This is a genomic window from Kitasatospora sp. NPDC017646 (assembly GCF_044329365.1).
In the GTDB taxonomy this organism is placed as follows: Bacteria; Actinomycetota; Actinomycetes; order Streptomycetales; family Streptomycetaceae; genus Kitasatospora.
This window is the reverse complement of the sequence record NZ_JBIRJC010000001.1, coordinates 1-18,599: the sequence shown is the minus strand read 5'-3', so window position 1 is coordinate 18,599 and position 18,599 is coordinate 1. Positions and strand designations below refer to the sequence as shown.

Annotated in this window: 21 protein-coding genes and 1 pseudogene; 16 read left to right on the top strand and 6 right to left on the bottom strand. The window is 74.4% G+C overall.

Annotation, left to right across the window (positions count from 1 at the left end; all coding sequences use genetic code 11):
* The first annotated feature begins 109 nt into the window (after nt 1-109).
* Together ACH4J0_RS00110 and ACH4J0_RS00105 are read left to right on the top strand one after the other, a co-directional pair.
* Nucleotides 110-829, top strand: a complete 720-nt coding sequence (locus ACH4J0_RS00110; protein ID WP_360420087.1) for an RICIN domain-containing protein — start codon at nt 110-112, stop codon at nt 827-829.
* 181 nt (nt 830-1,010) lie between these two features.
* Nucleotides 1,011-1,421 carry a hypothetical protein gene (locus ACH4J0_RS00105; RefSeq protein ID WP_396235381.1) on the top strand — a complete coding sequence of 137 codons (411 nt, stop codon included), beginning with the start codon at nt 1,011-1,013 and terminating at the stop codon, nt 1,419-1,421.
* A gap of 43 nt (nt 1,422-1,464) precedes the next feature.
* Here ACH4J0_RS00105 and ACH4J0_RS00100 read toward each other — a convergent pair whose 3' ends face one another.
* Nucleotides 1,465-2,094: a hypothetical protein gene (locus ACH4J0_RS00100; protein WP_396235380.1), complete on the bottom strand. Its 630-nt coding sequence runs from the start codon at nt 2,092-2,094 to the stop codon at nt 1,465-1,467.
* A gap of 219 nt (nt 2,095-2,313) precedes the next feature.
* On the opposite strand from ACH4J0_RS00100, the gene ACH4J0_RS00095 reads away from it, so the two are divergent.
* Nucleotides 2,314-3,666, top strand: a complete 1,353-nt coding sequence (locus ACH4J0_RS00095; protein WP_396235379.1) for a M14 family zinc carboxypeptidase — start codon at nt 2,314-2,316, stop codon at nt 3,664-3,666.
* Nucleotides 3,667-3,704: 38 nt separating this feature from the next.
* A complete protein-coding gene (locus ACH4J0_RS00090; RefSeq protein WP_396235378.1) occupies nt 3,705-4,109 on the top strand; it encodes a hypothetical protein in 405 nt (134 codons plus the stop codon).
* Nucleotides 4,110-4,234: 125 nt separating this feature from the next.
* On the opposite strand, the gene ACH4J0_RS00085 is transcribed toward ACH4J0_RS00090, so the two are convergent.
* Nucleotides 4,235-4,828 (bottom strand): MarR family winged helix-turn-helix transcriptional regulator, encoded by a 594-nt coding sequence (locus ACH4J0_RS00085; RefSeq protein ID WP_396235377.1) that lies wholly within the window; start codon nt 4,826-4,828, stop codon nt 4,235-4,237.
* Nucleotides 4,829-5,047: 219 nt separating this feature from the next.
* Between ACH4J0_RS00085 and ACH4J0_RS00080 the strand changes: the two genes are divergently transcribed.
* The 3 genes from ACH4J0_RS00080 to ACH4J0_RS00070 all read left to right on the top strand — a co-directional run bounded on the left by ACH4J0_RS00080 (nt 5,048) and on the right by ACH4J0_RS00070 (nt 7,786).
* Entirely contained in the window at nt 5,048-6,247 is a 1,200-nt protein-coding gene (locus tag ACH4J0_RS00080) for a cytochrome P450 (RefSeq protein ID WP_396235376.1), read from the top strand.
* Nucleotides 6,248-6,341: 94 nt separating this feature from the next.
* Nucleotides 6,342-6,563 (top strand): ferredoxin, encoded by a 222-nt coding sequence (locus ACH4J0_RS00075; RefSeq protein ID WP_396235375.1) that lies wholly within the window; start codon nt 6,342-6,344, stop codon nt 6,561-6,563.
* Nucleotides 6,560-7,786, top strand: a complete 1,227-nt coding sequence (locus tag ACH4J0_RS00070; protein WP_396235374.1) for an NAD(P)/FAD-dependent oxidoreductase — start codon at nt 6,560-6,562, stop codon at nt 7,784-7,786. Before ACH4J0_RS00075 ends, ACH4J0_RS00070 begins: the two co-directional genes overlap by 4 nt.
* A 44-nt stretch (nt 7,787-7,830) precedes the next feature.
* Here the strand turns inward: ACH4J0_RS00070 and ACH4J0_RS00065 are convergent.
* A pseudogene (locus tag ACH4J0_RS00065) lies at nt 7,831-8,109 on the bottom strand (tautomerase family protein); the annotation flags it as partial.
* Between ACH4J0_RS00065 and ACH4J0_RS00060 the strand changes: the two are divergent.
* Complete coding sequence (locus ACH4J0_RS00060; RefSeq protein ID WP_396235373.1) at nt 8,090-8,557, top strand: hypothetical protein; 468 nt, start codon at nt 8,090-8,092, stop codon at nt 8,555-8,557. The pseudogene ACH4J0_RS00065 and the gene ACH4J0_RS00060 sit on opposite strands and share 20 nt — an antisense overlap.
* Nucleotides 8,558-8,594: 37 nt before the next feature.
* On the opposite strand, the gene ACH4J0_RS00055 is transcribed toward ACH4J0_RS00060, so the two are convergent.
* Nucleotides 8,595-9,239 (bottom strand): CatB-related O-acetyltransferase, encoded by a 645-nt coding sequence (locus ACH4J0_RS00055; protein WP_396235372.1) that lies wholly within the window; start codon nt 9,237-9,239, stop codon nt 8,595-8,597.
* A 281-nt stretch (nt 9,240-9,520) separates the two neighbouring features.
* Here ACH4J0_RS00055 and ACH4J0_RS00050 point away from each other — a divergent pair, with 281 nt between their 5' ends.
* Both ACH4J0_RS00050 and infA read left to right on the top strand, forming a co-directional pair.
* Nucleotides 9,521-10,324, top strand: coding sequence for a GNAT family N-acetyltransferase (locus tag ACH4J0_RS00050; RefSeq protein ID WP_396235371.1), 804 nt, complete (start codon nt 9,521-9,523; stop codon nt 10,322-10,324).
* A gap of 46 nt (nt 10,325-10,370) precedes the next feature.
* Entirely contained in the window at nt 10,371-10,595 is a 225-nt protein-coding gene (infA, locus tag ACH4J0_RS00045) for a translation initiation factor IF-1 (RefSeq protein WP_396235370.1), read from the top strand.
* 163 nt (nt 10,596-10,758) lie between these two features.
* On the opposite strand, the gene ACH4J0_RS00040 is transcribed toward infA, so the two are convergent.
* Nucleotides 10,759-11,787, bottom strand: coding sequence for an AraC family transcriptional regulator (locus ACH4J0_RS00040; RefSeq protein ID WP_396235369.1), 1,029 nt, complete (start codon nt 11,785-11,787; stop codon nt 10,759-10,761).
* A gap of 371 nt (nt 11,788-12,158) precedes the next feature.
* Here ACH4J0_RS00040 and ACH4J0_RS00035 point away from each other — a divergent pair, with 371 nt between their 5' ends.
* The 3 genes from ACH4J0_RS00035 to ACH4J0_RS00025 all read left to right on the top strand — a co-directional run bounded on the left by ACH4J0_RS00035 (nt 12,159) and on the right by ACH4J0_RS00025 (nt 14,288).
* Nucleotides 12,159-13,004, top strand: a complete 846-nt coding sequence (locus ACH4J0_RS00035; RefSeq protein ID WP_396235368.1) for an SAM-dependent methyltransferase — start codon at nt 12,159-12,161, stop codon at nt 13,002-13,004.
* Nucleotides 13,005-13,174: 170 nt separating this feature from the next.
* On the top strand, nt 13,175-13,714 hold the full coding sequence (locus tag ACH4J0_RS00030) for a hypothetical protein (RefSeq protein WP_396235367.1): 540 nt from the start codon (nt 13,175-13,177) through the stop codon (nt 13,712-13,714).
* Nucleotides 13,715-13,880: 166 nt separating this feature from the next.
* Nucleotides 13,881-14,288 (top strand): hypothetical protein, encoded by a 408-nt coding sequence (locus tag ACH4J0_RS00025; RefSeq protein WP_396235366.1) that lies wholly within the window; start codon nt 13,881-13,883, stop codon nt 14,286-14,288.
* Between the two features lie 98 nt (nt 14,289-14,386).
* Here the strand turns inward: ACH4J0_RS00025 and ACH4J0_RS00020 are convergent, their stop codons facing one another.
* Nucleotides 14,387-15,400: a YihY/virulence factor BrkB family protein gene (locus tag ACH4J0_RS00020; RefSeq protein ID WP_396235365.1), complete on the bottom strand. Its 1,014-nt coding sequence runs from the start codon at nt 15,398-15,400 to the stop codon at nt 14,387-14,389.
* A 147-nt stretch (nt 15,401-15,547) separates the two neighbouring features.
* Between ACH4J0_RS00020 and ACH4J0_RS00015 the strand changes: the two genes are divergently transcribed.
* From ACH4J0_RS00015 to ACH4J0_RS00005, 3 genes are all read left to right on the top strand, one after another.
* Entirely contained in the window at nt 15,548-16,771 is a 1,224-nt protein-coding gene (locus ACH4J0_RS00015) for a PP2C family protein-serine/threonine phosphatase (protein ID WP_396235364.1), read from the top strand.
* 85 nt (nt 16,772-16,856) lie between these two features.
* Nucleotides 16,857-17,948 (top strand): VWA domain-containing protein, encoded by a 1,092-nt coding sequence (locus ACH4J0_RS00010; protein ID WP_396235363.1) that lies wholly within the window; start codon nt 16,857-16,859, stop codon nt 17,946-17,948.
* 284 nt (nt 17,949-18,232) lie between these two features.
* On the top strand, nt 18,233-18,599 hold a 367-nt coding region (locus tag ACH4J0_RS00005; protein ID WP_396235362.1), incomplete at its 3' end, for a peptidoglycan-binding protein.

The following is an 18,599-nucleotide window of genomic DNA, read 5'->3' as shown; positions in this document are numbered from 1 at the left end:
GCCATTCACAACAGTTGACGCCCGCTCAGCTCATCGCCCACGCTGGGCGGCACCAACCACACGATCCACACATCCGGTTGGGCCCCGTCGACCAGAAGGGACCCCGCGCATGCGCCTGCGACGAACCCTCGCCGCCCTACTGACCACCCTGCTCACCCTGGTGGGCGTCGCCGCCCTGTCCTCCACCGCCCAGGCCGAGACCCCGGGCGCCTGCGGCACCGGCCGCGGCGGCCCGATGGCCTCCGCGACCTGCAACAACGTGCCGCCCGGCACGGTCTGGCAGGTCCAGGTGGTCTGTTTCTACGTCGTCCAGAGCCAGCCGATCACCTACTGGGTCGCCGGCAACACCGTGGTCGGCGACGGGACCTCCACCGCCGTGTGCCACCCCGGCGACACCGCCACCGACACCATCCGCCCGGTCGTCATCGGCATGCAGGGCAAGCAGGGCCGCCTGGTCGGATACGGCGGCAAGTGCGTGGACATCGCCCACGGCAGCAACAACAACGCCACCCCCGTGCAGATCTACGACTGCAACGGCACCGGCGCCCAGTGGTGGACCCTGGGCCTGGACAACACCGTCCGCGGCCTGGGCAAGTGCCTGAACGTCGTGTGGGGCAGCGCCTCCAGCCCCAACGGCACCAAGGTCGAGATCTACGACTGCGTCGGCAGCCAGGGCGAGCAGTGGATCCCGCAGCCCGACGGCTCGCTGAGGAACGTGCTCACCGGCAAGTGCCTGGACGAGCTCGGCTTCGACACCTCCAACCGCGCCCAGCTGGGCATCTGGGACTGCAACGGCCTGGCCAACCAGAAGTGGGTCCTCACGCCCTGACGCCCGAGAACGGCGCCGGCCCCGCCCGCACGGGGCCGGCGCCCGGCCTCACCCCCTGAGCCCGACGCCCGGCTGAGCCCGACGCCCGGCGCCCCGCCGGGGCCGCACTTCCCTCGGCGCGCCGGATGCCGGAGCCTGGCAGGGGACGGCGCCAGGCCGGGCCCGCGGGAGGAGGACCGTCATGCTGGTCGCGAGCTTCGACAGGTACGGCCGGGGCGCCGAGTTCGATCCGGCCACCGGACGGCTCGGCCCCGAGCGAACCGTCGACTCCCGGCAGGTGATCAACGGCCACTACGGCCAACTGGCCCTCGCCCGTGTGGTGTTCCACCGGGGCGCGGACGGGCTGCGGATCCGGGTGGGCGAGCGTGACATCCGGCTCGGCACCGCCACCGTCGTGCGGCACCGGGTCGACGGATCGCACTTCGTCTTGACGGCCGGTCAGATCACCGAGCTGCGCTACCCGGTGCCGCCGGAACGGGCCGGCCAGGAGCACGACCCGACCCCGTTCGTCGAGGCCGAGGACTTCGACCCCGGCCTCTTCGTCGCCAACGTCTCGGCCGACCCCGTCCGGGCCGCGGGCATCTACCGCTGACGCCCCCGCCCGCGCCGGCCCTGACCCGCCGCAGGCAGGCGCCTCAGGACGGCTGCGGCCCGTCACCGCCCGCCCAGTACAGGGCGGTGTCGAGGTCGCGGGCCGTCCAGCCGTCCGCCCGTGTCCCGCCGTGCAGCAGGAGGCCGTCGAGGAGCCGCAGGTAGCGGCCGTACCGTCCCGGCGCGGGGGTGAGGGTGAACCCGAGGGCGTCCAGGGCGCCCTGGACGCGGCGGTCGTAGACCGCCATCCGGGCGGGCGCCGCCGCGGTCAGCACGGCCGAGGCGAGAGCGTCCCCGGTCCGGAAACCGGGCAGCTCCCCGAGGACGGCCCGCCCCGCGCGGGCGGCCTCACCGCGCGGGAGGGCGCGGTTCCGCACGGCCGCGACGGCCCGCCCGGTGACGGCCCGCACCTGGGCATCGGACAGTTCCATCAACTCCGCCACCCACGGCGTTCGCGCCGTCAGCCGCTTCCAGACCGTCAGCGCCGCGATGTCGGTCTTCCCGAGGCTGCCGCTGCTGCGCACCCGCTGCGCGACCTCGTCGAAGACCTCGTCGTAGTGTGCCGAGACGCCGGCCAGGCAGCCGGCCCGAGCGGGGACCAGGACGTCCCACGCCCGAGCGCACAGGGCGGCGAACTCCCCGTCCACCGCCGTTGTTTCCGTGGTTTTCTCCATCCCCGCATCATGCCCCGGGCGGGCCGGCGGGAGGGGCACGGCCGAGAGGCCGCCGGCCGGCCGCGGCGCTCGGGCGATCCGCATGCCAGCAGGCGGTCCTCCGGTGACCCGCCGTTCGCCCGCACAAGGGCCCGGACACCCTGGACGGACCCGCGTCCGACCGGATCTAATGCCACCCCCGGGCCCACCGGCCGCCCGGACCCAGGGGAAGGAGACCCGGTGCTGACCGACACCTCGACCGGCGCGGGCAGGGCGATACTGCTCCACGACCGCTACCCCACCCTCGACGAACTCATAGACGCCGCCCACCGACTGGCCGCCCGCCACCCCCGGCGCTGCCGGGTGCGCACCCTCGGCACCTCCCGCGCCGGGCGCCCCCTGCACCTGCTGTCCATCGCCCCCGAAACCGACACCGACGGCCAGGAGACCCCCGGCAACGTCCTGGTCGTCTCCGGCGCCCACGCCGACGAGTTCTCCGGCCGGGCCGGCATCGTCGAACTCGCCCACCGCGCCCTGGCCCGCCCCGTCCCGCGCCGGGCGACGACCTGGCACTTCCTGCTCTGCCTCGACCCCGACGGCGCGCACCTGGCCCGAGGCGGCCTCCTCGCCCGCACCCTGCCCGCCTACTTCGCCGGCTACTACCGCCCCGCCGCCGACGAACAGCCCGAATGGGCCCCGGCCGTCGGCGGCCGCCTGCCCGAGAGCCGGATCCTCCTCGACCTGATCGACGAACTGCGCCCCCGCCTCCAACTCTCCCTCCACACCGCCGACGTGGGCGGCACCTTCCTCCAGGCCACCGCCGACCCCGGCGCCCTCACCGACCCCGGCGCCCTCGCCGAACCCTTCGCCCGCTCCGCCGCCGCCCTGGGCATCCCGGTCGAGACCGGCTCCTTCGACACCTACCGCCTGCCCGCCGCCGGCCCCGGCGTCTTCCTGATGGAGCCCCACCACATCGACACCCAGGAGAACACCACCGGCATGCTCGCCCCGCACGAGAGCCCGCACGGAACCCCGTACGAGCCGCCGCCCGGTGCCCGCGCCGCCACCTGGTTCGCCCCCCGGCGCCACGGCGGCCGCACCGTCGTCGTCGAAGTGCCCGCCTGGACCACCGACCGACTCGGCGACACCCACCCCGCCGAGGACGCCGACCAGCGCCTGCGCGCCAGCGCCGACCGCCTGCGCGAACGCGGCCGCCGGCTCACCGACCTGCTCACCGACGCGGCACCCGCGCTCCCGCCCCACGACACCCCGCTGCTGCGCGCCGCCCGCACCCAGCTGACCGCCCTCGACCAACTCGCCGACGCCTGGGACCCGCGCACCGCCGAGCGCCCCTTCCCCCCGCCACCCCTGCTCACCCGCGCCCACCTGGCCGGCATCGACCTGTGGGCCCACCGCATCCCGGTACGCGCCGCCGCCCTCCTGCGCCGCGCCACCCCCGACCCCCGCCTCGACGACCTCCTGCACACCTGGTGCACCCACTACCGCCGCCGCTTCCGCCCCACCTGGCTGCCCGTCCCCCGCCAGGCCGCCCACCACGCCAACACCGCCGAAGCCGCCGCCCGACTGCCCTGACCGGCACCCGGCCCGTCGCCTGCGGCAGGATGGCCCGGATGAGCCCCCTTCGCCGGCGGCCCCCCGCCGCGCCGCCCCACGTGTACCGGATCACCAAGTACGACCCCGCCGACCGCGACGAGCGGGACGTCTACACGGGAACGCAGGAGGCGGTCAGCGACCACGGGCCGGTCGAGGCCGCCTACCTGGAGGCCGTGGCCGCCCTCCCCGACGACGGGCTGGTCGAGCTGGTCCGGGAGGGCCACGACGGCAGGATCACCGGCGAGGTCGACGACCCGCAGGAGTTCAGGGCGCGGGCCGCCGAACTGTCCGGGGCCCGGGCCGCCGCCGTCCTGTCGGTGTACACCGACGAGCGCACCCCGCTGTTCACCGCCGTGCTGCCCGACGCCGACGGCGTCCTGCGGGCCCGCTGGCGCACCGAGCCGACCCCGGCCGACCTGTAACGGGCCCGCCCGCGGACCGCGCGATGGGACGACGACCACCCCGCCCGAGGTGACCCCCGCGCCGCCTCACCACCCTGACCGACCCGCCGCCGACCACAGCGCCCCGACCGGCCCCGCGGGGGCGCTCAGGACTCCACGGCCCCCTCCGCCACCCTCGCGGCCCCGCCGTCCCCGCCCGCGCCCGCCGGGGGAGCGGGGCAGTCCTCCTCCGACAGCATGGTGCTGCGCACCCGGTGCACGTAGCGCTCGATCAGGTGCCGCAACACGCCCACCGTCGCGGCGACGTCCGGCTCCGCCACCCCGTCCAGCGCGCTGGTCAGGCCGATGATGTTGGCCTGTTTCAGCCGCTCCAGCATCGCCCGCCCGTCGGCCGTGAGCGCGACCCGGCGGGCCCGGCGGTCCAGCGCGTCCGGGGTGCGCTCCACCAGCCGCTGGCTCTCCAGGCGGTCGATCTGCCGGGTGACGTGGGAGGGCTTGACCATCAGACTGGCGGCCAGGTCGCCGACCCGGCTGGGCCCCTCGGCCTCGGCGAGCGCACGCAGCAGGTAGACGTCCGAGCGGGCGGCCGTGATGCCGGCCCGGGCGGTGCGGCGCTCGTGCTCCTGGGAGCGGGTCAGCAGGTAGGCCAGCGAGGCCAGTACGGCCTCCAGGTCCGCGGTGGCGCTCCGATCGTCTGCGGCGTCCGGTACGGGGGAGGGGGCGTCTGCGGCGTCCGACATGGGCGAACTGTAGCGAGCCGGTGCCCGCCGCCGCTGCGGTGCCGACCACTGACCGGATTTCGGACAGATTCGGCGCCCCCCGGACGGGCTCTTCCACCGCCACGGACCGCGAGTTAGCGTGACGGCGAGTTAGTTGCTTTTGGCACATAAATGCCCCAGGTCCCACCCCTACCCCCACCCGGCACCGCCAGCACCCCCGCTCCGAGAAGGGAGCCCCCGATGGCCACCGCCGCCCCGACCCCCCGCTTCACCCACCCCGCCGCCCGCGGCACCTGCCCCTTCGCCCCGCCGCCGCCCTACCGTCAGGCCCAGCAGGAGGAGCCGGTCAGCCGCATCTCCCTGTGGGACGGCGCCCCCAGCTGGCTGGTCACCCGCCACGAGGACATCAAGGCGGTGCTCTCCGACCCCCGCTTCAGCTCCGACTCCACCCGCCCCGGCTTCCCCTTCATCAGCGCCGGCGCCCGCTACCTCAACACCGGCCAGCCCACCTTCATCCGGATGGACGACCCCGAGCACGCCCGCCTGCGCCGGATGCTCACCGGCGAATTCATGATCAAGAGGGTCGAGGCGCTGCGCCCCGGCATCCAGCGCATCGCCGACGACCTGCTCGACCGCATGACCGACTCCCGCGCCGAGGCCGACCTGGTCCGCGCGTTCGCCCTGCCCCTGCCCTCCCTGGTCATCTGCCTCCTGCTCGGCGTCCCCTACCAGGACCACGAGTTCTTCCAGGAGTGCAGCCGCGTCCTGCTGCGCCGCGACTCCGCCGCCGAGGACGTCGCCGCCGCCCAGCGCCGCCTGGTCGACTACCTGGCCGACCTCACCGAGACCAAGCGCACCCAGCCCGACGACGGCATCCTCAGCCGCCTGGTGGAACGCGGCGAACTGAACACCGCGGAGATCGGCGCCATGGGCCGGCTGCTGCTGGTCGCCGGACACGAGACCACCGCCAACATGACCGCCCTGTCGGTCCTCGCCCTGCTGCGCAACCCCGGCCAGCTCGACCACCTGCGCCGCCACCCCGAAGCCGTCACCGGCGCGGTCGAGGAACTGCTGCGCTACCTGACCATCGTGCACTCCGGCCTGACCCGGGTCGCCACCGAGGACGTCGACCTCGCCGGGGTGCGCATCCGGGCGGGCGAAGGCGTCGTCTGCATGATCAGCACCGCCAACCGGGACGAGGGCGAGTTCCCGGACGGCGACCGACTCGACCTGACCCGCGACGCCCGCCGCCACCTGGCCTTCGGCTTCGGCGTCCACCAGTGCCTGGGACAGCCCCTCGCCCGGCTGGAACTGCAGATCGCCCTCAACACCCTCCTGCGGCGACTGCCCGAACTGCGCCTGGCCGTCCCGTTCGAGCAGGTCCGCTTCCGCGGCGACATGCTCATCTACGGCGTCCACGAGCTGCCGATCGCCTGGTGACGGGCACCGCCCCCAACAGGCCCGCAGCCAACCGGAGTTGACACACCGGAGCTCACCCGCACCCAGAGCGGTCCCACCCCGAAGGGAAACCCCCGTGCTCGTCCGGATCGACCAGGAGAAGTGCTGCGGCGCCGGACACTGCGTCCTCGCCGCCCCCGACGTCTTCGACCAGCGCGAGGAGGACGGCATCGTCGTCCTCCTCGACGCCCGCCCGCCCGCCGAACTCCACCAGGCCGTCCAGGACGCCGCCGCCGTCTGCCCGGCCGCCGCGATCCGGCTGGACCAGGCACCGGCGCAGACGCCGGAGCAGGCGTGACCTCACTGCGGGAGGTGGCCGTCGTCGGCGCCGGCGCCGCCGGACTGCACGCCGCCGAGGCGCTGCGCCGGGCCGGCTACGACGGCCGCCTCACCCTCATCGGAGCCGAGGACGAACCCCCGTACGACCGGCCGCCCCTGTCCAAGCACCTGCTCGACGGGCAGTGGCCACCCGAGAAACTGGCCCTGCGCAGCCCCGCCGCCCTGGAGGAACTACGGCTCGACCTGCGCCTGGGCACCCCGGCCGAGCGCCTCGACCGCCGGACCCGGACGGTGCACCTCGCCGACGGCCACCGGGTGCGCTGCCAGGCCGTCATCCTCGCCACCGGCGTGCGCCCGCGCCGACTGCCCGGCGCCCGGACCCCGCTGCCCGGCGCCCACGTGCTGCGCACCCTCGCCGACGCCCTCGCCCTGCGCGAGGAACTGCGCCCGGCGTCAAGGCTGTTGGTGGTCGGCGGCGGGCTGCTCGGCGCCGAGGCGGCGGCCACCGCCGTCGGACTCGGGGCCGAGGTGAGCTGGCTGGTGTCCGCCGCCGCACTGCTGGCCGCCGTCCTGGGCGCCGAGACGGCCGCGCTGCTGACCGGCCTGCACCGCGAACACGGGGTGCGCATCCACCGGGGCACGGCAGCCGCGGTGGTCGAGCGGCGCGGCCGGGCGGCCGGCGTGCGGCTGGCCGACGGCTCCGAACTGGCCGCCGACGTCGTCCTGACGGCGATCGGATCCGAGCCCGCCACCGAGTGGCTGGCCGGCAGCGGGGTGCCCCTGGAGGCGGGCGGCGGCGTGGCCTGCGACGCCCACTGCGCCGCCGGCCCCGGCGTCTGGGCGGCCGGCGACGCCGCCTCCTGGCCCGACCCGCGCACCGGCCGCCGCCGGCGCCTCGAACAGCGCACCAACGCCACGGAACAGGCCCTGCACGCCGCCCGCAACCTGCTGGCCGGCCCGGACGGCACCCGGCAGGCCTACGCGCCGGTCCCGTACCTGTGGACCGACCAGTACGGCCTGCGGGTCCAGGCGTTCGGCAGCCCCGGCGGCGCCGACCGCTTCGAACTCGTCGACGGCGGCGTGGCCGACCACCGCTTCGCCGCCGCCTGCCTGCACGAGGGCCGGGTCACCGGCGCGGTCGGCATCGGCTCCGCCCGGGCCCTGCGCGCACTGCGCACCCAGGTCGCGGCCCACGCCCCCTGGCAGCCCGTCCCCCACCAGGAGGCCGCGCGGACCGGCTGAGCGGTCCGGCTGAGCGGTCCGGCCGAGCGGTCCGGCCGAGCAGGTCAGCCGCGCGGTACGCCCTCCCCGTCCGGGAGGGCGTACCGGGCGAGCCCGTGGCCCAGCGACCAGTTGGCCGGAGCGTTCTCCGTCAGGACGACGAACACGTTGCGCGGCTCGGTGCCCGCGTACGCGTGGGCGAGCTCGGCGATCCTTCCGTACAGGGCCCGCTTCTGCGCGTCCGTGCGCCCGGCCCGCAGCGTGATCGCCACGTACACGATGCCCTCGTCGCGCCGCACCCCGAGGTAACCGCCGTAGCGCAGCGTGCCGTTGGTGCCGTCATGCCTCGCCCTGCTGGACGCCGCCGGCCCCATCGCCAAGGAGGCCGCCGCCCAGATCCCGCACGGCGGCCTGGCCCGGGCCGACGTCGCGACCGTCCAGCGGGTGGTCGAGCCCGCCGTCCGCGCCCACGCCGAACGCGAGGTCGGCGAGGCCCTCGCCCAGCTCGACAAGGCCCGCGGCCGCCAGGAGTTCGCCGCCGGCCTCGACGAGGTGTGGCGGGCCGCCGGCGAGGCCCGCATCGCCCGCCTGGTGGTCGAGGAGAACCACCGCGCCACCGTCCGCGACGACGGCGACCACCTCGTCCCCGCCCGGGCCGAGGAGGACGGCGCCCGCGAGGACATCGTCGACGAGGTCATCGAGCGCGCCCTCGACACCGGCGCCCTGATCACCTTCGTCCCCGACGACACCCTCGCCGACAGCCACCGCATCGCCGCCGTCCTGCGCCACTGACCCCGGCCCGCCGCGCCCAGCCACACGCCTGACGCCCTCACGGCCCGGGCGCGGCAGCCTCCAACTCCTCGACACTGCCGGACATCACGGTGCGCAGATGACGCGTCAGGTGCTCCACCGGCCAGTCCCACCACGCGACGGCCAGCAGCCGCGCCACCTGCGCCTCCTCGTAGCGCAGCCGGATCACCTCGGCGGGGTTGCCACCGGCGATCGCGTAGTCGGGGACGTCGGAGGTGACGACCGACCCGGCGGCCACGATCGCGCCGCTGCCGATCCGCACCCCCGGCATCACCGTCGTGCGGTACCCGAGCCACACGTCGTGCCCCACCACCGTGTCCCCGCGCCCCGGCAGTCCGGTCAGCAGGTCGAAGTGCTCCGCCCACGCGCCGCCCATGATCGGGAACGGGAACGTCGAGGGCCCGTCCATCCGGTGGTTGGCGCCGTTCATCACGAACCGCACCCCCTCGGCGAACGCGCAGAACCTCCCGATGACCAGCCGCTCCGGCCCGTAGTGGTACAGCACGTTGCGCGTCTCGAACGCCGTCGGGTCATCCGGGTCGTCGTAGTACGAGTACTCACCCACCTCGATCAACGGCGAGGTCACCAGCGGCTTCAGCAGCACCACCCGCGGCTGCTCGGGAAACGGGTGCAGCACGTCCGGATCGGGCACGACGGGAACCACGGAGCCACCTCTTCCACACGACGGGAACGACCCCCCTCATGATCCACCACGCCGGCCAGGACGCCGGGGCGCAGGCTCCGGCCCGTCCCGCCGGTCGGTAAATCGCTTGGGCCCCTGCCCGGTCGGCTGCTACCGTCAGCGCAGCCGTGAGAGAAGAGCGAGGAGGTGAGACCCATGAAGGCGGTATCCGTGTGGGTGCTCCCCCTCGTCGTCACGGTGGGCGATTGACGTTGGTGTCGCCAGGGAGCGCCTCGGACAAGGCACTTCCGAAAGGCACCACCATGAACCCTTCGCACTCCGCCCCCGACGGGCGCGACACCAACCCCCACGCCCTCACGCTCACGCGGGTCTCGGACACCGAGTGGCACGCCGTGGAGGACGGCCGGGTGGTCGGCCGCGGCGACGCCTCGCGCCGGCCCGACGGGCGGCTGTTCGTCAGCATCGACGCGTGGCACGACACGGTCTTCGACCGGATCGCCGCCGCGTTGCCGGCCGACCTGCCGGGCCCGCTGCACACCGTGGTCGACGAGAACGACCACGCCACGGCGTCCGCCTGGCGGCGGGCCGGCTTCACGACCGCGGGCCGCGAGTGGGGCTACCTGGTGCCCACCGACCCGCGAGTCACCGGGCTCGGCCCGGCGCGGCCCCCGGCAGGCGTGACGATCGTGCCCGCCGGCCTGGCCGAACAGGGCCCGCTGCGCGCCCTGGAGCGCGTCGTCCACGACGAGATCGAGGCCGGCGCCGGCTGGCGGTCGGTACCGGCCCAGGTCCTGCCCCGCCCGGCGGGGACCATCGTGGTCGACCCCGCGCAGTACGCGGTGGCGCGACAGCACGACCGGTACGTGGGGCTGGTCCGGGTGCCACCACCCCGTCGCCCGCGCATCGGCCTGATCGCCGTACGCGCCGAACTGCACCGCCACGGCATCGCCCGGGCCCTGCTGGCCCACGCGCTGGAATCACTGCACCACAAAGACACCACCGAAGCCCGGGCCGAGGTCGCGGAGTCCAACACGGCCGCCACCGCGCTCCTCGAGGGCATCGGCGCCCGACGCACGGGCAGCACCCTGGAGCTCGTCCGCCACTGACGCGTCCCCGGGACGCGTCGTCATCGAACCGAAGAGGAGAAGGACCATGACCAAGACCACGAACGGCATCGAAGTCGAAGGCACCGTCGTCGAGTGCCTGCGCAACGCCCACTTCAAGGTGGAACTGCCGAACGGGCACATCGTGCTGGCCCACATCAGCGGGAAGGTCCGCAAGAACCACATCAGGGTCCTCCCGCACGACCGGGTGCTCGTGGAGCTCAGCCCCTACGACCTCACCCGCGGCCGGATCCGCTTCCGCTACCGCAACTAGCAGTCCCGGCGGCCCGGCACGCTCCCCCGTGGCGTGCCGGGCCACCGGTGGTTCCGCCGCGCCGGGCCGAGCGGCCCGGGCGTGGCGCGGTGTTCCCCGTGGAGGATGCCAGGCCCCCGCCCCGCCGTGTTGGCACCGCGTCGCCACTTCCTTGGCAATGCGTCTACACGCCGCCCGGGCCACCCGCGCCGGCGGCCAGCTCCCGCTGCCGGTGCTCGCACGGCGAGAGCCCGTACGCGGCCCGGAAGGAGCGGCTGAAGTCGGAGGCCCGCGGGATGCCCCAGCGCGCGGCGACGACGTGGACCGGCAGGGCCCGCAGCGCCGGATCGGCGAGGTCGCGGCGCGCCCGCTCCAGCCGCTGGCCGCGGATCCACGCCGCGAGCGTCACGCCGTCGCGCGAGTGCTGGGTGAACACCCGGTGCAGATGGCTGACCGAGACGTGGTGCGCGGCGGCGATCACGGACGGCGACAGCTCCGGATCGTGCAGGTGGCGCCGGACGAAGGCCCGCACGCTCTGCGCCAGCGCCCGCCGCCGGGCGTCGTCCGGGAGCATCGCCTCCGCGTCCAGCTCCCGCGCCAGCCAGGCGGCCACCAGGTCCACCACGACCGTCCCCAGCCGGGCCGCCTCGGCCGGCCCCAGGGCGGCGGCCTGCCGGTCCAGGCCGACCAGGAACTCCGACAGCAGCGCACACGTCCCCTCCCGCGCCGAAAACCCCCGGCCCAGCAGGTCACGCAGCCGGTACGGCGCCAACGGCAGCAGCGAGACCGGGAAGTCGACGCCCACGGCCTCGGTCCGGTGTTCCCGGCGGCCCTCGGCCCGCACACCGACGGCCCGCACGTCGTACGGGTGCGAGCTGTCGACCAGGTACAGGTCGCCGGGCCCGAACGTCCGCGTCCCCTCCCGGGCGCCGCGGGTCAGCGACAGCCCGCCGCCGAGCGGCATCGTCACGTGGTACACCCCCGGGTCCGCGCGCCGCACCATCGCGGCGGTGCGCCGGAACCGGGTGGGCGGGAACGAGGATCTCAGCAGGGTCACCGGCCCCAGTTCCAGGCGCCGCATCTCCGCCCGGAAGTCGTCGGCGTGCACGCTGGTCATCTCGCTGGCCCGGGTGCGCCCGATCAGCTCCCGCCAGCAGTCGAACCGTTCCTTCGCCGGCACTCCCTCACCCCGGAACACGCTCCCCGCGGCCACCCCGCGCCCCTTCCTGTCGGCTCCCCGCCGGGCCGGACCCGCCCGGCCCACCCGGCCCGCCCGCCCGGCCGGGACAGCCCGGGCCGGACCACGGACGGCTGACCGTAGTCGATCCCGCCCCGACCCGGAACGACCGACCACCCCCGTGCCCCCCGGTCGAGCTCCCACCCCACCCCCGACGGCCCTCTACGCCCGCCCACCGGTACCGGCGGGTCGTCGTCCCGACGGCCCCGGCGCCCGCCGCCGGCCGCTCCGCCACGGGAACCGGACCCACTCCCCGCGCCCCACCGGCCAGTTGGCTAGACTGCCCCGGCCCGGTGCGATCACCAAGGGACAGGGAAGGGACAGGGATGAGCATGGGGGAGACCTGGATGACCGCGACCGATCCCGACCCGGCGCAGCCGACGGCCCCTCAGATACGCCAGGACATCCCGCACAGCGCCCGGATGTACGACTACTTCCTCGGCGGCAAGGACAACTTCGCCGTCGACCGCGAAGCCGCCGAGCGCGTCCTGACCGCCTTCCCCACCATGCGCACCGCCGTGCGCGCCAACCGCACCTTCATGCACCGCGCCACCCGCGCCCTGGCCCGGCGCGGCCTGAGCCAGTGGCTGGACATCGGCACCGGCATCCCCACCTCGCCCAACCTCCACGAGGTCGCCCAGGCCGTCGAACCGCGCGCCCGCGTCGTCTACGCCGACAACGACCCCGTCGTCCTGGCCCACTCCCGCGCCCTGATGACCAGCACCCCCCAGGGCCGCACCGCCTACGTCCACGGCGACGTTCGCGACCCCGCCTCGATCCTGACCACCCCCCAGGTCGCCGAGACCCTCGACCTGACCCGGCCCGTGGTCCTGTCGATGGTCGCCCTGCTCCACTTCGTCCCGGACCTCGACGACGCCCACGCCATCGTCAAGCACCTCCTGGACCCCCTGCCGGCCAGCTCCGCCCTGGTCCTCTCCCACGCCACCGCCGAACTCGACCCGCCCGGCGCCTCCAAGGTCGAGGAGATCTACAACCAGGCCGGCACCTCCCTGCGGCTGCGCCCCGAGGCCGAGTTCGCCACCTTCTTCGAAGGCCTGGACCTCCTGGACCCGGGCATCGTCCCCGCCCACCGCTGGCACCCCGACGGCACCGACGACACCACCGACCTGCTGCCGGCCACCGTCACCGACGCCCAGGTCTCCTTCTACGCCGGCGTCGCCCTCAAGCCCTGACCGGCCGCGAACACCACCGACACGGCGTCAACGCCCCGGCCCCCACCGGGATCCCGTCCGGGTGACGCGGGCACGGTTTCCCCTCCGGGCCGGGCCCGCCTCCGCTGTCATGGAGCGGCCCGGCCCACGGGCACAGCGAAACCCGCTACGCCCCTTGGAGGAGGAGCCCCGTGTCCTCGCCCTGCGACCCCCAGTACGCTCCCGCCGGCGACGTGAGCGCAGCGCTCATGGTGATCGACTCCCGGCTCAAGGCCCTCTACGACGGCCGCACCGAAGCCGACCCCGAACACCGCCGGATGGTCGACCAACTCGCCGCCTCCATGGGCCCCGACGAGTTCACCGCCCTGCTGGAAGGCGCCTGCACCCTCATCTACATGTACATGAACTGGCTGTGCCGGGCCTGCGAGGACCACGGCAAGGACGTCATCGAGTACGTGGTGCCCACCCTCGTCGCCACGATGCGCATGATGCCCAGGACCTTCCGCCCCGAGGTCATCCCCACCATGGCCGGCCTGCTCATCGCCGCCGGCAGCGGCCTGAGCCCCAACCTGTGGCGCGCCCAGTACGGCCCCTGGACCGACGCCGAGATGAACCCCCTGGAAGCCACCGCCACCCTCCTCGCCGAGTACGTCAACCGTATCTGCGGCGACGACCACGACTTCGCCACCCGCCTGATCACCGACGCCCTCACCCGCGCCGACGAGGACTGACCCGCCCCACGGCCCGACCGGCACCCGTCCCGACTGTTACATGACAGTGACGTTCCGCACACAACCGGTGGCACCGGGCGAGGCGTCTTCAGGAAGGACAGTGCCCGAACCGCACCGAGCGTGCCTCCGGGCCGAACGACCACCTCCCCCTGAAAGGGGTGCACCCGTGATCGTCACCAAGCGGAACTCCCTGCGCCTGGCCGCCGTCGCCACCCTCAGCGCGCTGTTCCTCGGGGCGGCCGGCACCGCCATGGCGGCCGCCCCGGCCGCCGCCTCCGCGCCCGCCGCCTCCGCCTCCGTGTCCGCCGGCATCAGCGCCGAGCCGTCGGCCACCTCCGTCCAGGCCTGGCAGCTGTTCCGGATCACCGGCACCACCGCCGGCCTCAAGGCCGGAAGCACGGTGACCCTCCAGCAGAAGCAGCACGGCACGTGGGTCACCCTGCCGGCCTCCGTGCACACGACCCGCAACGGCTCCTACAACCTCGGCGTGAAGCTCGGCATCAAGGGCCCGAACGAGCTGCGCATCGTCAGCGGGAACACCGCCTCGCCCGTGTTCACCGTGACCGTCCGCTGACCCGGGGTCCAGGGCCCGGGTCCTGGACCCGCACCAGACGGCCCGCCGGATGCAGCGCCCCTGCGCCCGGCGGGCCGCCGCCGTCCCGGGTGGCGTCCCTACCCGGACGGCGACGCCTCCTCACCGCCCCCGCCGTCCCCGCCGCCGTCCCCGTCCCCCTCCTCCTCGAACTCGACGCGGACGCGCTGCTCCGGCCGCCGTTCCTCCTGACGTGCGATGGACGACAGGACCTCCTGGTCCGGCCCGGTCAGCGGGGGCTGCAGGATGCTGCGCGGCCACAGCCGCCGGTGCAGGACCACGTTGGCCTCGGCGGCGTACACGGTGATCTGGGCGTTCAGGTACATCCAGGAGAGCAGCCCGATCACGGTGGCGAAGAACCCGTAGACGGCCGTGGCGTGCCGCAGCTGGTGGGCGACCAGGAGGGCGCCGAAGGCCTGCAGCACGGTGAACAACGGGCCGGCGAACAGGCACCCGGGCAGCAGCGCGCGGGTGGGCACGGTCTTGGGCGTGAGGACCCGGAAGCAGGCCAGGCACAGGGCGATGTTGACCAGGGCCGACAGGACGAGCCCGCCGATGCGGGCGACCGGCCCGGTGAGGGCGACGGCGACGAGGGTGGCGGCCGCGGTGGCGAACAGCAGCCCCACCGCCAGGACGGTGAACAGCAGCAGGCTGCGGGCCAGGCGCGGCCAGTAGCCGGGACGGACCACGCCCGGCACGTTCCAGATCTCGGCCATGGCGTGCTGGAGGACCTGGGCTATGCCGAGCGTGCCGTACAGCAGGCCGAGCACGGCGACGACCAGGGCCAGTCCGCTGCCCTGGACGGAGTGGACGTTCTGGCGCAGCTGGTCGCCGATGATGGGGAAGTCGGAGAGGGCGGAGTTGACGACGGCCTGCTGGGCCTGCGGATGGCCGTGGAGGACGAAGCCCAGGACGGTGCTGAGCAGGAGCAGCAGCGGGATGAGGGCCACGAAGCCGTAGTAGGTGATCAGTGCCGCGAGCAGGCCGCAGCGGTCGTCCCCGTACTTCTTGATCACCCCGACGGCCATGCCGGGGACCCGGTGGTGCTGCTGGGCGCGGTCCAGGACGCGCAGGGCGCGTTCGACGGGGTTCATCTGCCACCTCCGAGCCGTTCCCCCCGTTCGCCCCGCGCCTACCCGCCGGTGCGCCGGCCACCGCCCGCACCCCCAACCCCTTCACCGCCGGCCGCAGGATCGGCCCGCCACTGGGTACACGCCACCCCCGACAGGAGGTGGACGGCGGTGACCTGCGACGACGCGGTGCTGGGCGCCGTACTGGCCCGGCTGCTCGCCGGTTCCCGGGCGAGCGGACCGGCCGAGCTGCCCGCGCTGGTGCGCGACGCCGCCCGCGCGCTGGGCGCGGACGGCGCACGGGTCTTCCTCGCCGACGTCCAGCAGCACTCCCTCGTCCCGCTGCCCGGTCCCGGGCCGGGGGAGTACGACCGCCGGGTCGACATCGAGGGCACGCTCGGCGGCCGCGCCTACCGCCTGCAGCGGACCCAGCTGTCCGCCGGGCCGCCGCCCACCGGCTGGTTCCCCCTGGTCGACGGCGTCGAGCGGATCGGCGTGCTGCGGATCGAAGGCGCGGCGCAGGACCGCCGCACCACCGGATGCCACGAGGCACTGGCCGCCCTGGTCGCCCTGCTGGTGGTGTCCAAGAGCGCCTACAGCGACGTCATCGTCGAAGCCGTCCGCCGCCGGCGGATGAGCCTGCAGGCCGAACTGCTGTGGGCCTTCCTGCCCCCGCGCACCATCGGCACCCGGGAGGTCACCTCCAGCGCCGTCCTGGAACCGGCCTACGACGTCGGCGGCGACGCCTTCGACCACGCGGTGGCCCACGGCCACCTGCACGTGTCCGTGTTCGACGCGATGGGCCACGACCTCGCCTCCGGCGGCGCCAGCTCCGTCGCCCTGGCCGCCTGCCGCTCCACCCGGCGCGGCGGCGGCGGCCCGGCCGACATCGCCCGCACCATCGACCGCACCCTCGCCCGGTGGATCCCCGACCGACTGCTCACCGCGGTCATCGCCGACCTCGACACCGGCACCGGCGAACTGTCCTGGGTCAACTGCGGCCACCCGCCGCCGCTGCTCATCCGCGACGCCCACGTCGTCCCGGACGCCCTGCGCCGGCGCCCCGAACTGCCGCTGGGCCTCGGCTTCCACCAGGACGGGCCGCCGTCGGTCCACCACGCCAGACTCCAGCCCGGCGACCGGCTGCTGGTCTACACCGACGGCGTCACCGAGGCCCGCTCCAGCACCGGCGAACTCTTCGGCGAACACCGCCTGACCGACACCCTCGTCCACCACATGGCCGGCGGGGACCCCGCCCCCGAAGTCCTGCGCCGCCTGGTCCACGCCCTGATCACCCACCAGGACCACCAGCTGCGCGACGACGCCACCATCGCCCTGGCCGAGTGGCACCCCCACCGGGCGCGCAGCGAACGCCCTGTCAGTGCCCCCGCCTAGTGTGGGAACCACGACGCAGGGGGCGCCGGAAAGGCGCCCGAGGAACCCGCCGAAAAACCAACGCCAGAAACAGGGGGGCACACCCATGTCCGCGAACAGGATCAAGCACAAGGTCAACCACGTCTCACTCGTGGTCGACAAGTCCGGCTCGATGCGCCAGCACCAGGCCCAACTCATCCGCGTCGTCGACGAGTTCGTCAAGGGCCTGCAAGAGGAGTCCGACCGCCTCGGCCACGAGACCCGGATCAGCCTCTACGCCTTCGACCACGAAGTGCAGAACCTCGTCTGGGACATGGACGTCAAGCACCTGCCCTCCCTGCGCGGCCTCTACCGTGTCGACAACGGCGCCACCGCGCTCATCGAAGCCGCCGTGAAGTCCGTCGACGACCTGAAGAACATCTGGGAGGGCTACGGCGAGCACTCCTTCCTCCAGGTCGTCGTCACCGACGGCGAGGAGAACGCCTCCGGCTTCTCCCAGACCGGCCAGATGCACACCCGCATGAACAACGGCCAGGGCGCCACCGTCCTGCACACCTGGAGGGACCGCATCCAGGGCGCCATGGACGAGCTGCCCGACCACTGGACCTCGGCGATCCTGGTCCCCAACTCCCTGGCCAAGCGCACCGCCCAGGAGTACGGCTTCCCCGCCGGCAACATCGCGATCTGGGACGCCGACTCCAGCAAGGGCGTCGAAGAGGCCATCGGCACCGTCAAGTCGGCCGCCACCAGCTTCCTGCGCGGCCGCGAACAGGGCGTACGCGGCACCAGGAACCTCTTCGCCATGGGCCAGGACCTCAACACCGCCGAGGTCAAGGCCAACCTCGACGCCCTCGACACCGGCAAGTACATCCTGATCCCCGTCGACCAGCCCACCCCCATCCGCGACTTCGTCACCAGCGCCGGCCACCCGTACAAGACCGGCTGCGCCTTCTACGAACTCTCCAAGCGCGAGAAGATCCAGGGCAACAAGCAGCTCGCCGTGGCCGAGAAGGACCCGGCCACCGGACGGATGACCGGACGCGTCTTCTCCGGCCCGGCCGCCCGCCGGCTCCTCGGCCTGCCCGCCGCGGAAGCCACCGTCAAGCCCGGCGAGAACCCCGCCTACACCGTCTTCGTCCAGTCGACCTCCGTCAACCGCAAGCTCGTCCCCGGCACCAAGCTCCTCGTCATGCTCTGACCCCCGCACCGGTGGCCGACGGCGCTTCGCCGCCGGGGCGGGGCCCGGCCCGGCGGAACGCGCGGTACGGACACGCCCCGGGGTCCACCAGAGCGACGGTGTCTCCAATCGGCGCACCGCCGTGGTACCAAATGCCCGGTCAGCGGTGTGGGACGTTTGGGACGGGCACGATCGGGCCTTGTGCCCGGGCGGTTCGCGGGCAGACTGGCGGGACCGGCGGCAGTGGACCGAGTCCTGCCGGCGGCTTCCCTCTGACGAAGCATCACGGACCTGGAGTGTTTTCTGTGAGTACCCTCCTGCCCGCCCGGCGCCGCATGTCGCTGGGCCTGGCCCTGGCGGCCGCACTGACGGGCGTCGGCGTGTACACCGCCTCGGCCGCGTCCGCCGCGACGGCGCCGGCCCCGATACCCCTGACTTCCTCGGCCTGTCCGGTCGACCTGCAGCAGGGTGAGGCCGACGGCTGTGTCACCCAGCTCCAGCTGGAGCTCAACCTGACCGGCGCCCGCCTCACCGTGGACGGGCAGTTCGGATCGGCCACCGACACCGCCGTGCGCACCTTCCAGGCCGCCCACGCCCTTGGCGTCGACGGCATCGTCGGCCCGGCCACCAAGTCCGCGCTCGACGCGGCGGCGGCCGCCGCCTCCGGCACCG

Bases quoted from the DNA above. Each gene is read 5' to 3' on its own strand.
- ACH4J0_RS00110 (WP_360420087.1), top strand. From the start codon at position 110: ATGCGCCTGCGACGAACCCTCGCCGCCCTACTGACCACCCTGCTCACC.
- ACH4J0_RS00105 (WP_396235381.1), top strand. From the start codon at position 1,011: ATGCTGGTCGCGAGCTTCGACAGGTACGGCCGGGGCGCCGAGTTCGAT.
- ACH4J0_RS00100 (WP_396235380.1), bottom strand. From the start codon at position 2,094: ATGGAGAAAACCACGGAAACAACGGCGGTGGACGGGGAGTTCGCCGCC.
- ACH4J0_RS00090 (WP_396235378.1), top strand. From the start codon at position 3,705: ATGAGCCCCCTTCGCCGGCGGCCCCCCGCCGCGCCGCCCCACGTGTAC.
- ACH4J0_RS00085 (WP_396235377.1), bottom strand. From the start codon at position 4,828: ATGTCGGACGCCGCAGACGCCCCCTCCCCCGTACCGGACGCCGCAGAC.
- ACH4J0_RS00080 (WP_396235376.1), top strand. From the start codon at position 5,048: ATGGCCACCGCCGCCCCGACCCCCCGCTTCACCCACCCCGCCGCCCGC.
- ACH4J0_RS00050 (WP_396235371.1), top strand. From the start codon at position 9,521: ATGAACCCTTCGCACTCCGCCCCCGACGGGCGCGACACCAACCCCCAC.
- infA (WP_396235370.1), top strand. From the start codon at position 10,371: ATGACCAAGACCACGAACGGCATCGAAGTCGAAGGCACCGTCGTCGAG.
- ACH4J0_RS00035 (WP_396235368.1), top strand. From the start codon at position 12,159: ATGACCGCGACCGATCCCGACCCGGCGCAGCCGACGGCCCCTCAGATA.
- ACH4J0_RS00020 (WP_396235365.1), bottom strand. From the start codon at position 15,400: ATGAACCCCGTCGAACGCGCCCTGCGCGTCCTGGACCGCGCCCAGCAG.
- ACH4J0_RS00010 (WP_396235363.1), top strand. From the start codon at position 16,857: ATGTCCGCGAACAGGATCAAGCACAAGGTCAACCACGTCTCACTCGTG.